The sequence below is a fragment of the Kitasatospora sp. NPDC056651 genome, from assembly GCF_042792155.1.
Lineage (GTDB): Bacteria > Actinomycetota > Actinomycetes > Streptomycetales > Streptomycetaceae > Kitasatospora.
In genome coordinates, this window is the sequence record NZ_JBHTWX010000162.1 from 1 (window position 1) to 12,282 (window position 12,282).

The following is a 12,282-nucleotide window of genomic DNA, read 5'->3' on the forward strand; positions in this document are numbered from 1 at the left end:
CCCGGCGGTGGTGGGGGCGGGGGCCGGTTTCGACCGGGGGGGTTTCGCCCGGGCGGTCTCACACCCCCGCCCCTCCCCGGCCCCCCCCACGCGGGGGGGGGCGGCCGGGGGCACCAACGCTCCCGAGGAGCACCACCGTTGCACTTCCACGGCTACGAATGGGCCGGTGACGGCCGACTGCTGGCGAAGGAGTCGGAGCGCCGCCCGGTCGACGGCTCGGGGTTCCGCCTCTCCGAGCTCCCACCGATGATGACCGGCTGGTGGCTGCTGCGGCCGGCCGCCCAGATCCGGGGCACCTGGGAAACCGCCACCGAAGCGACCGAGTGGCTGGCGAACCGCTACGAGGAACAGACGCCCAACGGCGACACCTGGCTACCGATCCCCACCCGACGGCGGCACACCGCCGCCCAACTGGCCCAAGGCCTCGACGCGGTGTGGTCCCGCTGGACCTCCGACAGCCGCTGGTCCGGCCACTACGTGATCGTCTGCCCCAACAGGGCCTGGCCGGGCTTCCCGTGCCCGGCCCCGGCCCGCTGACGCCGGACGCGCCCCACGCCCCGGCCCTCTGACACCGGACGCGCCCCACGCCCCGGCACACCCAGCGCACCCGGCACACCCAGCGCAGCACCCTGCACAGCAGCCGGCCCGCAGGGCCGTCAGGGGCGGCGCCCGGCCGCGAGTTCGGCGTCGGCGGCGGCGAGGATGCGGCCGAAGGTGTGGGTGATGAGGGGCTTGGCCAGCACCCGGGTGAGGGTCGCGCCGAAGGGCAGGCTGACCTGGAAGGTGGTCGTCCACGCGACCTCCGTCCCGCCGGCGACCTCAGTGAAGGTCATCCGGCCGAGTTCGTGCCGGGACGGCGGCACGCTGCGCTCGACCGTGTAGTCGAAGCCGTGCGGCCGGTCGTAGGTGGTGACCCGCTCGCGGAACCAGCCGATCGCCCAGGTGTGCAGCCGGACCGCTCCCACCCCGTAGGGCGCACCGGCCCCGTGGCGGGCCAGGCGGGCCCGGAGGATGAGCGGTGAGCGGGTGTAGTTGGTGGTGGTGGCGCACCAGTCGAAGACGTCCTCGATCGGTGCGGCGATGACGCGTCGGACGGTCAGGGTCTCCATGGCCGTGTCCCCTCTCTCGGTCGGCGGGTGGCGCGGGCTGCGGTCACCGCGCCCGACAGGTGGACCGGGCAGCCACCGGAAACGTGACACCGGGGCCGGCCTCCCCGCCCCGGCACCGAGGCGGCCCCGGTCCCGCCGCCACGGCCACCCCCGCGAGCGCGCCCGGCCTCCCCCGCGCCCCGTGTGACAGATTGGCCGGACGCCCCAAAGCCCCGGGGCGCGTGATCGAGAACCGAGGTCTCCCGTGTCCGCATTCCAAGCCGCGCCGCGAACGGTCGTCGAGGCCTGCTTCGATCCGCGGGGCACGGCCGCGCTCGACTACGTCTACGACGTCGCGGCGGCGGTCGGCCTGTCGGACCAGCCGGTGCGGCTGGCCGTGCGCCGGCTGGAGGCGGCGGGCGTCCTGCGGCAGGAGGGGCGGGGACGCAAGGGCCGTCTCGTGCTGACCGACGCCGGCCGGCTCCGCTCGGACGCGGACGCCCGGTTCATCGCGCTCGCCTACGCCCAGGACGCCGGCCTCGCCCCCTGGGACGGGCGCTGGCGCCTCTACACCTTCTCCGTCCCCGAGCGGCGCCGGTCGGAGCGCGACGCCCTGCGCACCGCGCTGACCCGGCTCGGCGCCGTCCCGCTGGCCCCCGGCGCCTACGTGAGCCCGCACGACCTCCTCGACGAACTCACCGAGGAGGCCTCGGAGGCGACCGTCGGCAGCTACCTGATCACGGCCGAGGCCACCCGCCTGACCGGCCCCGGCTTCACGGATCCCGCCTCCACCGCGGCGCTCCTGTGGCCCCCGGCCGAGACGGCCGAGGCCTACCGGCCCCTCGCCGACGCGCTCGCCGAGGAACCCCTCGGCCCCGACCGCGGCTCGGTCGAGCTCGTCGCCACCGGACTGCGCCTGGCCGAGGCCTTCACCCACGCCCTGGAGCGCGACCCCCTCCTCCCCCCGGAGCTGCGGCCCGCCCCCTGGCCGCCGTCCCGGATCCGGCGCGACTTCGGCGAGGCCTGGACCGCCATCCGCGGCCGTACCCCCGACCTCTCCCTCTTCCGCGCCTTCGACCCGCAGCCCTGAAACCTGAACAAACCTGCAACCTGAACAAACCTGCTTTGCCAGTCTTCACCCGGACAGACGCAATAAGGAATTCCCGGATCGCGAATGCGCTCGAAGCCTGATATATCAAATATATGCTCGAATCATACAAGAAGGTATTGGTGTCGGGCGGATTGGGATTCGTCGGAAGACACCTGACCAACGCCCTTCTCATTCTGGGCAAAGAGGTGGCCATCATCGACAACGCCCGGACGGCGACGAGCATCGCCACACCGCCCGGGGCCACCCTGCACATGCTGGACATCCGCGAGGTCGACGCCATCGCCGAGGCCGTGGACGACGCCGACCTGGTCTTCCACGTCGCCGCGAACGCGAACGGCACGTTGTCGGTGACGCAGCCGCGCCTCGACTTCGAGATCAACGCCCTCGGCACACTGATCTTCGCCGAGGCCCTCCTCAAGGCCTCCGTCCGCCGGATGGTCTACGTCTCGTCCGCGTCCGTGTACGGAACGCCCCGGAAGTTCCCCATGGACGAGGACCATCCGACCCGCCCCTTCGTGCCGTACGGCGCGTCCAAGCTCAGCGGCGAGATCACCTGCCTGGCCCTTCACCGCGCCTGCGGCCTGCCGGTGGTCGTCGGCCGCCCCTTCTGCGTCTACGGGCCCGGGGAGAACCCGCACGAGGCGATGGTCGAGGTCGGCCGCTTCCTCCGCTGGCACCTCAACCACCAGCCCATCCAGATCGTCGGCGACATCGACCGCAAGACCCGCGACTTCGTCCATGTCACCGACCTGGTCCAGGGGTTGCTGACGATCGCCGACCGGGCCGAACCGGGTGAGGTGTTCAACATCGGCTCCGGCACGGAGGTGTCGATGCGCGGCCTCGTCGAGGAGATCGGACGGGCCACCGGCGTCACCCCGGAGGTCAGCGTGATCCCGGAGATCGAGGACGACACCTACCGGCTGGTCGGCGACATCTCCAAGCTCCAGGGCCTGGGGTACCAGCCGGCGATCACCCTGGCCGAGGGCGTGCGCGACCTGGCCGAGCGCCTCGGCCCGAGCCCGGAACTCCCCGGCAGCCCGACCATCTTCTCCGTCGGCCAGCACGGCGAATCCTGACGAGCACGCCACCGCCCCGTACGGAACTCCCGTACGGGGCGGTGGCGTTCGACCGCGAGTCCGCTACGCCCGCACCCGGGCCGCCGCCGGCCGGTGGTCGCTGCCGGTGGCGGGGAGGGTCCAGGCGGCGGTGGCGGGCAGGCCGCGGGTCAGGATGTGGTCGATGCGCGCCAGCGGGAGGGCGGCGGGCCAGGTGAAGCCGAACCCGCGCTCCGCCGGGGCGAGCCGGGAGGTGAGCGGGGCAAGCGCGCGGTCACCGGCGGCGGCGTTGAGGTCGCCCAGCAGCAGGACCTTCCGCAGCGGCTCCTCGTCGAGCGCCCGGACGAGCGCGCCGATGTTGCGGTCGCGGTGGCCGGCGGTGAAGCCGTCGAAGGTCAGCCGCACCGACGCCAGATGGGCGACGTAGACGGCCAACGGGCCACCGGGCCCGCGGACTTCGGCCCGCAGCGAACGGCTCCACCCGGGGTCGATGGTCAGCCGCCTCGCGTCGGTCACCGGGTAGCGGCTCCACAGCGCGACCGTTCCGATGCGCACCCGGTACGCCAACTCCCCGTCCAGGGCGCCCTGGTAGGCGGGCAGTGCGGCATCGGTGACCTCCTCCAGGGCGACCAGGTCCGGGTGCGCGACGAGCAGGGCCCGCGCGGTGCCCGCCGGATCCGGGTTGTCCGCGCCCACGTTGTGGGTGACGACGGTGAGTTGGGACCCGGAACCCGCCCCGGGCGCCCCGCCACCGCCTCCGAGCGGCGGCCCGAACAGCGGCCCGAACAGCGCCGCCCACACCACCGCCGGCACCACGGCCGCGCACGCCGCCACCGGGGACCGCCGCAGCACCGCGCACAGCAGCACCACGGGCACCACCAGCCCGCTCCACGGCAGCACGCTCTCCCACAGGCTCCCGAGGTGGATCCCCAGGTCCGGCACCCGCCGGTGCCCTGCCACGGCGAGCCCGGCGAGCAGCGCGAGGCCGCCGGGCACCCACCCGCGCCGCCACACCGGCACCGCCCGACGCCGGGACGACAGCCGGGAGGAGCGCGGCGAAAGCCAGGCGGGCCGCGACGGTCGCGACGGACGAGACCGCACCGACCGAACACCAAGCGCCACGACCCACCTACCCCGCCGCGTCCGGCAGCATCGCCGGGCAGGTCCCGCCCGGCGTGGTCAGCAGCTCGAAGTGCCAGATCTCGTTGCCGTACACCTGGCACAGCCCGTACGCCGCGCCGTGCTGGATCAGCCAGTAGTCGGCGTTGGTCGGGCCGACGTCCACCGCCTTGCCCGAGACGTGCGCCGACTTCTCCGGCGTGTTCACGAACCGCCGGGCCTGCTCCAGGCTCCCGTACGTGACCACCGCCCGGTCCAGCAGCCGCTGCTGGTAGCCCGTGCTGCGCCAGCCGGAGGTCACGCTCATCTCGATGCCCTGGGCCTTCGCGGCGCCGGCCGCCTCCCGCAGGGCCGCCAGCAGCGCCGGATCCAGGTTCCGCACGGCCGCCGCCCGGTCGTCGAAGGGACTGAGCGCCACACCGTCGGGGACCCGCCCGTCCTCACCCGCGCCACCGGAAGGGGAGGCGGACAGGCCGGCGGTCGCCGCCAGGGTTCGCAACGCCGACTCGCCGGCCGGAGGACCGCCCGCGCAGGAGACGGCCAGCGCCAGCGCCCCCACCGCCGAGGCCCCGACGACCGCCCGCCGCCGCCCACCACCCCACATCGCACGACCCGCACCACGCCCCCGCTCCACCCTGCTCATGCCAGCCTCCCGGCCCACTCGTCACGTTCCGCCGCGACACACCGCCGCGGCACGACCATGGGACAGGGCCCGGTGTTGCCAGGATGTTCGCGGCAGCCGATACGTTTTCGAAAGGTCCGATCGGGTCCAATGGACCCGGCGGAACAGCGACGGAACGAGGAGACGAGCACGTGCGGGTCCTGGTGGTGGAGGACGAGATCTACCTCGCCGAGGCGGTCCAGGCCGGGCTGCGGCTGGCGGCGATCGCCTGCGACATCGTCACCGACGGTGACGCCGCCCTGGAGCGCCTCGCCGTCCACGACTACGACGTCGTCGTCCTGGACCGCGACCTCCCCGGCACCCACGGCGACGAGGTCTGCCGCAGCATCGTCCGGCAGCAGCTCGGCTGCCGCGTCCTGATGCTCACCGCCGCCGCCCGCCTCGACGAGAAGGTCACCGGCTTCGAACTCGGCGCCGACGACTACCTCACCAAGCCCTTCGACCTGCCCGAACTCGTCGTCCGGCTGCGCTCGTTGGCCCGCCGCCCCGCCCAGTCCGCCCCGCCCGTCCTGGAGTACGCCGGACTGCGCGTGGACCCGTTCCGCCGCGAGGTCTACCGCGACGGACGCTACGTCGCCCTCTCCCGCAAGCAGTTCGCCGTCCTGGAGGTCCTGATCACCGCCCGCGGCGGCGTCATCAGCGCCGAACAGCTGCTGGAACGCGCCTGGGACGAGAACGCCGACCCGTTCACCAACGCCGTCCGCATCACCATCTCCGGCCTGCGCAAACGCCTCGGCGACCCCTGGCTGATCCACACCGTGCCGGGCGTCGGCTACCGCCTCTCCGACACCACCCCCGACCAGGACACCCGGTGACCGGACGCGAGCGGCCCCGCCGCCTCACCGCCCGGCTCCGGCTGACCCTCAGCTACACCCTGTTCGCCGTCACCGCCGGCGCGCTCTCCCTCGCCGTGGTCTACGTCGGCATGCGCTACGTCCCCAACTACCCGCTGACCTCCGCCAATCCGCGCTACCGCTCGGACGCGCCGTCCCGCCAGGAGATCCTGCACTCCCTGCTCACCGCCGGCGGCTACGCCCTCGCGCTGCTGACCGCCGTCGGCCTGTTCGGCGGCTGGCTGATCGCCGGCCGGGTGCTGCGCCCCCTCCAGGACATCACCCGCGCCGCCCACCGCGCGGCCGGCGGAGCCCTGGAGCACCGGATCGCCCTCACCGGGCCCCGCGACGAGTTCACCGACCTGTCCGACGCCTTCGACGAGATGCTGGAACGCCTCCAGCGCTCCTTCGAGGCCCAGCAGCGCTTCGCCGCCAACGCCTCCCACGAGCTGCGCACCCCGCTGGCGATCACCCGCACCATGCTCCAGGTCGCCGCCGCCGACCCGTCCGGCCAGGACTGGACGAGACTCGTCGCCCGGCTCCAGGACACCAACCAGCGCGGCATCGAGACCACCGAGGCCCTGCTCCAGCTCGCCGACCTCGGCCACGCCCCGCCCGAGACCGGCCCCACCGACCTCGCCACCACCACCGGCCAGGCCCTGGCCGCCGTGCACGACGAGGCCGCGGAGCTCGGCGTGACCGTCACCGCCGACTGCCGTCCGGCCCCCACCACCGGCAATCCGGTGCTGCTGCGGCAGGCCGCCGTCAACCTGCTGCACAACGCGCTGCGGCACAACCTGCCCGCCGACGGCCGGGTCACCGTCACCACCGGCGCCGACCCGGACCGCCCCGGCCACGTCCGCCTCACCGTCGCCAACACCGGGGCGATCCTGGCTCCGGAGGCCGTCGCCACCTTCACCGAACCGTTCCTGCGCGGCCGCGGCCGTACCGCCCAGGCCGGCCCCGTCCGCCGGGGCCACGGGCTGGGCCTGGCCATCGTCGCCGCCGTCGCCGAGGCCCACCACGGCGAGCTGAGCCTGACCCCCGAGCCCGCCGGCGGCCTGCGCGCGGTCCTCTCGCTGCCCTCCGAACAGGCCTGAACCCGCCCTCCGAACAGGCCCGAACGTCGAGCGGGCCCGAACACCGGTGAGGGCCGGTGCGGATCCCCCGCACCGGCCCTCGTCGACTACCGGCCGCGCCTTACGCGTTCGCCACCGTCGCGTACTTCGGGGTGCCCTCGGCCATCTGCCGCAGGGCGTCCTTGCGGTCCCGCTTCGACAGCTTGTCGATGTAGAGGGTGCCGTAGAGGTGGTCGGTCTCGTGCTGGAGGCAGCGGGCGAAGAAGCCGGTGCCCTCGACCTGGATCGGCTTGCCGTCCTTGTCGACGCCGGTGACCGAGGCGTAGTCCGGGCGGGCCAGCTCGGCGTAGGCGGTGGGGACGGAGAGGCAGCCCTCGTTGCCGTCGTCGAGGACCCGGCGACGGTCGGCCGGGTACTCCTCCAGCTTGGGGTTGATCACGTGGCCGATGTGGCGCACGCCCTCGTCGTCCGGGCAGTCGTAGACGAAGACCTTCAGGTCGACGCCGATCTGGTTGGCGGCGAGGCCGACGCCCTCGGCCGCGTACATGGACTGGAACATGTCGTCGACCAGCGCGGACAGCTCGCCGTCGAAGGCGGTGACGTCCTTGACCTCGCGGTGCAGCACCGGGTTGCCGACGACGGTGATCGGGCGGGCGGTGCCCCTGCTGAGGTCGGGCTCCTCACCGATCACCTTCACGGGCGTCTCGGGCGCCGTCCCCTCCACGTCGTGCTCGTGATCGTGCTCGTGCTGCTCGGCCTGCTCCGCCATGTCTTCCGCTTTCCTGAGGTCTACGCGTTACCTCACCAGGGTACTCAGCACACTTCTTCGAGATCCCGGTAAGCCCGGGTTCCCGGGGCGGCCGCGACCCAGCGGTCCAGCAGGGTGCGCACCAGGTGGGCGGGGGCGGCGATCCCGCACTCGCGTTCGACCAGCCAGGACATCCCGGCCGCGCCGCCCTGGCTGAGGTGGCTGAGGTGCCCGGGGTGGGCGGCGTCCCCGTCGTCGTGCGGGTCGTGGTGGGCGGCGACGCCGTCGTCGGAGGCCATCCGGCTCTCCGAGCAGGCCCGGCACAGCAGCCGCACCGAGGAGGTCCAGTCCTCGGCGGCGTAGCCGGCGTCGGCGACCAGCCGCTCCAGCGCGTCCCGGTCCCCGGCGGTGGCGGCCTGGAGCAGCACCACGTAGGTCGGCACCGGGGAGGGCGCCCACAGCTCGATCTCGTCGAACACCGGGTAGGCGACGCCGTCGGTGACCCGCTCGCCGTGCGGGGCGCCGTCGTGCAGCACCACCTCGCCCCAGCGGCGGCCGGAGGAGGGCAGCGGGATGGACAGCACCTCGATCCGGGCCGGGTCCAGCCGCCGGCCCCAGACCACCTCGGACTCGCCGTCCGGGGAGAGCCGCACCGGGGTGGTGCCGAGGTCCAGGCTGACCGGGCCGTCCTGCTGCGTGCCGGGGCCGCCGGGCAGCTTCAGCCCGTACGCCTGCCAGGCGCGGCGGGCCAGCGGCCAGTCCTGGAGGGCGGTGGCGGTGATGCCGAGGTTCCACCAGTCCGGGGCGCCGTGCTCGCGGTCCAGCAGGGCGACGGCGCGCAGGCCGGCCGAGCGGGCCTGCTCCCAGTCCCGGCGGAACTTGTGCAGCAGCGCGAGGTTGAACCAGGAGTCGGAGAGCCACGGCTCCAGGTCGGCGGCCATCACCAGCAGCGCGCCGGCGTCCTCGTAGCGGCCGTCGCCGATCAGCGTGAAGGCCCGGTCGGTCGTCTGCCGCCAGGTGGCGGACGGCCGGTGCCGTGCCCGGTGGAAGATCCTCACGTTCGTCCCTGCCGTCGTCGTCCGCTCAAGTCCCGTGCCACCGTGCCCGTACCGCCTCGGTGAGGTACGGAGCCCGGTGCCCCGGGTCGGTGTTCCACGCTACGACCGCATCCAACCACGCCCGCCCCCGCCCGCGCTCCCCACCGCCGAGGTTGGGGCCCGCCCCTCCCCAGCCTGCCCGCCCGATCGCGCCCTCTCAACCCCTGACGGCCGGAACCCGGTTTTCCCGGCCCCTCGCGGCCCGGTTCCCCGGTTCCCCGGGCCCCGGCCACTCCGCCCGTTCCCCACGCCTCGGCCGCTCCGCCCGTCCCCCGCGCCCCGGCCGCTCAGCCCCGGGCCGGCCCGCCGACCCGGGCCAGAGCGTCCACCACGCGGGCGTCGTAGACCCGGCCGCGGCCCAGCCGCAGCGCCTCCAGCGCCTCCAGCCGCCCGACCGCCTCGCCGACGCCCCGGCCGCGGGCCGCCGTCAGGAGGTCGTCGTGGGCGTTGGCGACCCGGATGATCCGGGACGCGAGCGGCACCGGGCCCTCGCCAGGGGCGGGGGCGGTGCAGGGGTCGGCCAGCCGGGCGACCTGCTCGGCGACCTGCCGGGGCACCCCGGTGCGGCGGATCACCTCGCTGCCCAGCCGGGCGATCCGCCGCTGCTCGGCGCAGGGCAGCAGCGCGGTGGCGCCGTCCGGCACCGGCTCGACCAGGGACAGCTGGCCGACGTCGTGCATCAGCGCGGCGTACTCCAACAGAGCGAGCTCGCGGGTGCCCAGCCCCAGCTCGCGCCCCAGCGCGCACGCCGTGTCCGCGACCCGGCGGGCGTGCCCGTGCGGGGTGTAGCCGGCCACCTCGGTGGCCCGGGCGAGGCTGGCGATGGTCTGCCCGGTCGTGGCCCGGACCGCGGCCGCCCGCCGGAAGGACACCTGGGCGAGCAGCAGCGGGGTGCAGAACAGCGGCAGCGCCCACAGCCCGACCTCCCCGGCCGCGAGGCTGACCAGCATCCCGGTGGCGACGATCGCCGAGCCGATGCCGAACAGCGAGCGCAGCTCGTCCTCCAGCGCCGCCGGGAACCGCAGCCCGCCGACGGAGCGGCGCAGCAGCGCCGCCAGGGTCGCGTCGCAGAGCGCGGCCAGGGCGGCGACGGTGGTCAGGAACGCCCCGTAGCCCGGGCCCTGCGGCGAGAATCGGTCGACCATGCCGCCGTTGTAGAGCGGCTGGAAGACGGCGGCCGCGAAGCCGACGGCGAGCAGCCGGCGGGCAGCGCCGTCGCGGCGGGCCGGGTCGGCCCAGGGCGGACGGCGGTGCGGGCGCTCGTCGGGGGCGCCCGGCAGGACGCGGCACGGCAGGACGAGGCAGGCCAGCCGGCCCAGCAGCAGGCCGGCCCCGGTCACCGCGACCACCTGGAGCGTGCCGTGCGCGGTCGGCACTCCGCGCAGCGGACCGAGCAGGGCGTACGCCAGCGCGCCGGCCGCACCGATGGGCGCCTGCTCCCGATCGCCCGGAAGGGTGATCCGGACGCACTCGCCGAGCGCGATCAGCGCGGTGAACGCCAGCGCAACCCCGGGCTGCGGGAGCCCGCGCACCGCGACCGCGCCCAGCGCGAGCGCCAGCAGCGCGGCGGCAGCGGCGTGCACCGCGCGCGCGGTGCGTCCGCAGGGCGTGCGGTCGAAGACCGCGCGCCCTGGCCCCTCCCCATCGGGAACCGCACCGCCGGGAACCGCGGCACCGGGAACCGCACCGCCGGGAACCGCGGCACCGGGAACCGTGGCACCGGACGCCGCGTCCCCCGACGCCGTACGACCGAAACCCGCGCGCCCGGGCGCCCTCACGGCTGCCCGGCCGCGGGAACGCTCCCGCCCTGGGGCGGCACCCGGCCCGGCGCCGCCCGCACCGGCTCGGGCACCCCGAGCGGGATGTCCGGCACCGCCTCGATGGAGTCCTCGGAGTGCACCACCGGCTGCCAGTCGTGCTCGGCCAGCGCGTCGATCAGCGCCCGCACCATCACCGGGTCGAACTGGCTGCCCGAGCAGCGCTCCAGTTCGGCCACCGCCTCGCCGACCGGGCGGCCACGCCGGTAGGAGCGGGTGGAGGTCATCGAGTCGAAGGCGTCGGCGACCGAGATGATCCGGGCGAACTCGGGGATCCGCTCGCCGGTCAGCCCGCTCGGATAGCCCCGGCCGTCCATCCGCTCGTGGTGGTGCAGGATCCCGGCGTGCGCCTCGCGCAGGAAGTCGATCCCGCGGACCAGCTCGTACCCGTACACCGGGTGGATCTCCACCGCCCGGCGCTCCGCCTCGGTCAGGGGACCGTTTCTGCGCAGCAGCTCGGTGGCCACCCCCAGTTTGCCGACGTCGTGCAGGATCCCGGCGAAGCGCAGGGTGCGCAGCCGCTCCGCCTCCATGCCGAGTTGAGTGGCGATCAGCACCGAGGCCCGGCCGACCCGTTCGCTGTGGCCCCGGGTGTAGGAGTCCTTGATCTCCACGGCCTGCACCAGCGACTGCACGGTGGCCTGGTGGGCGTCCCGCTCACGCTGGCCCTGGGCGAACACCCAGGCGGAGATGGACAGCGGCAGCAGCGCCAGCAGCGCCGCGAACGCGCCGTACGGGCCCTGCCAGAGCACCGCGACCATCAGCCCGCCGGCCGCGTGCACCAGCACCGGCAGCCCGCACACCGAGTGCGCCCCGCGCAGCAGCACCGCCGCCCGGCGGCCCTCGCTGAGCATCAGCATGACGCCCACCACCGCCCCGTTGACCAGGCAGAACACCGCGACGGCGGCGACCCCGGGCAGCAGCGCGGCCGGGAAGCGGGAGCCCAGCAGCAGCTGCGGGCCGCGCAGCAGGTGGAAGGCGGTCGAGGAGGCGAAGGCGCACAGCGCGAGCTGGGAGCCGTTGAACAGCTGCCGCGGGCGGCAGCCGCGCCCGCTCGGTCCGCCGAGCAGCGCGGCCGGGGCGGCGACCAGGGCGGCGGCGGCCGGCGGGAGCATCAGCACCCCGGCGAACAGCACCGGGAAGAAGGCGTTCACCCCGGGCCGGGCGGGCGCCCGCTCGGGCAGCGCCGGGCGGCGCAGCAGCCGGCGCACCAGCACCAGACAGGGTGTGGGCAGGCCCTGGGCCAGCGACTCCCAGCACCCGTGCAGGAAGGCCAGCAGCCCGACCTTGGGCCAGTCCACCGGTGCGCCGAGCCAGTGCGGCACCCCGGGGGCGGCCGCGACGGGCAGCAGCGGCAGCAGGCAGCACAGCGCCACGACCGGAACGGCCACCAGGTAGCGCGCCGCCCCTCGCGGCAGGGTCGAGCCTCCACAGTCGGTAGCGATCTCGACCTCCCCGCCGTACGGACCCGGTGTTGCCTCAGCGCGTCGGGCGGACCGACGGTGAGCGTCCGTCAGGAGAATAGGCCGCCACCCTGGCGCGGGGACGCATGATCCCGCAATGGCGCAGTTGGCGCACCGCCAACTCACTCGAACGAGTGAGGGCGCATGTGTGCAGAACGGGAGCGGCCCCGGGAGCGCACACTCCCGGGGC

At 74.8% G+C, this 12,282-nt stretch carries 12 protein-coding genes; 5 read left to right on the forward strand and 7 right to left on the reverse strand.

What is annotated here, in order from left to right; genetic code table 11:
- Positions 1–138 precede the first annotated feature (138 nt).
- Positions 139–537 carry a hypothetical protein gene (locus ACFRAR_RS36490; RefSeq protein WP_380704334.1) on the forward strand — a complete coding sequence of 133 codons (399 nt, stop codon included), beginning with the start codon at positions 139–141 and terminating at the stop codon, positions 535–537.
- Between the two features lie 119 nt (positions 538–656).
- Here ACFRAR_RS36490 and ACFRAR_RS36495 read toward each other — a convergent pair whose 3' ends face one another.
- Positions 657–1,109 (reverse strand): SRPBCC family protein, encoded by a 453-nt coding sequence (locus tag ACFRAR_RS36495; RefSeq protein ID WP_380704336.1) that lies wholly within the window; start codon positions 1,107–1,109, stop codon positions 657–659.
- A gap of 244 nt (positions 1,110–1,353) precedes the next feature.
- Between ACFRAR_RS36495 and ACFRAR_RS36500 the strand changes: the two genes are divergently transcribed.
- Positions 1,354–2,178 (forward strand): transcriptional regulator, encoded by an 825-nt coding sequence (locus ACFRAR_RS36500; RefSeq protein WP_380704338.1) that lies wholly within the window; start codon positions 1,354–1,356, stop codon positions 2,176–2,178.
- A gap of 113 nt (positions 2,179–2,291) precedes the next feature.
- Entirely contained in the window at positions 2,292–3,275 is a 984-nt protein-coding gene (locus ACFRAR_RS36505) for an NAD-dependent epimerase/dehydratase family protein (protein WP_380704340.1), read from the forward strand.
- A 63-nt stretch (positions 3,276–3,338) separates the two neighbouring features.
- On the opposite strand, the gene ACFRAR_RS36510 is transcribed toward ACFRAR_RS36505, so the two are convergent.
- Both ACFRAR_RS36510 and ACFRAR_RS36515 read right to left on the reverse strand, forming a co-directional pair.
- The gene (locus ACFRAR_RS36510) at positions 3,339–4,295 is read right to left on the reverse strand and encodes an endonuclease/exonuclease/phosphatase family protein (protein WP_380704357.1); all 957 of its coding nucleotides are present in this window, start codon (positions 4,293–4,295) and stop codon (positions 3,339–3,341) included.
- 88 nt (positions 4,296–4,383) lie between these two features.
- The gene (locus ACFRAR_RS36515) at positions 4,384–5,016 is read right to left on the reverse strand and encodes a M15 family metallopeptidase (protein ID WP_380704342.1); all 633 of its coding nucleotides are present in this window, start codon (positions 5,014–5,016) and stop codon (positions 4,384–4,386) included.
- A 170-nt stretch (positions 5,017–5,186) separates the two neighbouring features.
- Here ACFRAR_RS36515 and ACFRAR_RS36520 point away from each other — a divergent pair, with 170 nt between their 5' ends.
- Together ACFRAR_RS36520 and ACFRAR_RS36525 are read left to right on the forward strand one after the other, a co-directional pair.
- A complete protein-coding gene (locus tag ACFRAR_RS36520) occupies positions 5,187–5,870 on the forward strand; it encodes a response regulator transcription factor (protein WP_380704345.1) in 684 nt (227 codons plus the stop codon).
- Positions 5,867–6,988: a sensor histidine kinase gene (locus tag ACFRAR_RS36525; RefSeq protein WP_380704347.1), complete on the forward strand. Its 1,122-nt coding sequence runs from the start codon at positions 5,867–5,869 to the stop codon at positions 6,986–6,988. The genes ACFRAR_RS36520 and ACFRAR_RS36525 overlap by 4 nt, the downstream gene beginning before the upstream one ends.
- A gap of 100 nt (positions 6,989–7,088) precedes the next feature.
- Here ACFRAR_RS36525 and def read toward each other — a convergent pair whose 3' ends face one another.
- From def to ACFRAR_RS36545, 4 genes are all read right to left on the reverse strand, one after another.
- A complete protein-coding gene (def, locus tag ACFRAR_RS36530) occupies positions 7,089–7,736 on the reverse strand; it encodes a peptide deformylase (RefSeq protein WP_380704349.1) in 648 nt (215 codons plus the stop codon).
- 44 nt (positions 7,737–7,780) lie between these two features.
- A complete protein-coding gene (locus tag ACFRAR_RS36535; RefSeq protein ID WP_380704351.1) occupies positions 7,781–8,773 on the reverse strand; it encodes a tetratricopeptide repeat protein in 993 nt (330 codons plus the stop codon).
- 326 nt (positions 8,774–9,099) lie between these two features.
- Positions 9,100–10,395: an HD-GYP domain-containing protein gene (locus ACFRAR_RS36540; RefSeq protein ID WP_380704353.1), complete on the reverse strand. Its 1,296-nt coding sequence runs from the start codon at positions 10,393–10,395 to the stop codon at positions 9,100–9,102.
- A gap of 191 nt (positions 10,396–10,586) precedes the next feature.
- Entirely contained in the window at positions 10,587–12,020 is a 1,434-nt protein-coding gene (locus ACFRAR_RS36545) for an HD-GYP domain-containing protein (RefSeq protein ID WP_380704355.1), read from the reverse strand.
- Positions 12,021–12,282 lie beyond the last annotated feature (262 nt).

Excerpts from the sequence above, each read along its gene's own strand:
- ACFRAR_RS36495 (WP_380704336.1), bottom strand. The coding sequence starts at position 1,109 with ATGGAGACCCTGACCGTCCGACGCGTCATCGCCGCACCGATCGAGGAC.
- ACFRAR_RS36505 (WP_380704340.1), top strand. The coding sequence starts at position 2,292 with ATGCTCGAATCATACAAGAAGGTATTGGTGTCGGGCGGATTGGGATTC.
- ACFRAR_RS36515 (WP_380704342.1), bottom strand. The coding sequence starts at position 5,016 with ATGAGCAGGGTGGAGCGGGGGCGTGGTGCGGGTCGTGCGATGTGGGGT.
- def (WP_380704349.1), bottom strand. The coding sequence starts at position 7,736 with ATGGCGGAGCAGGCCGAGCAGCACGAGCACGATCACGAGCACGACGTG.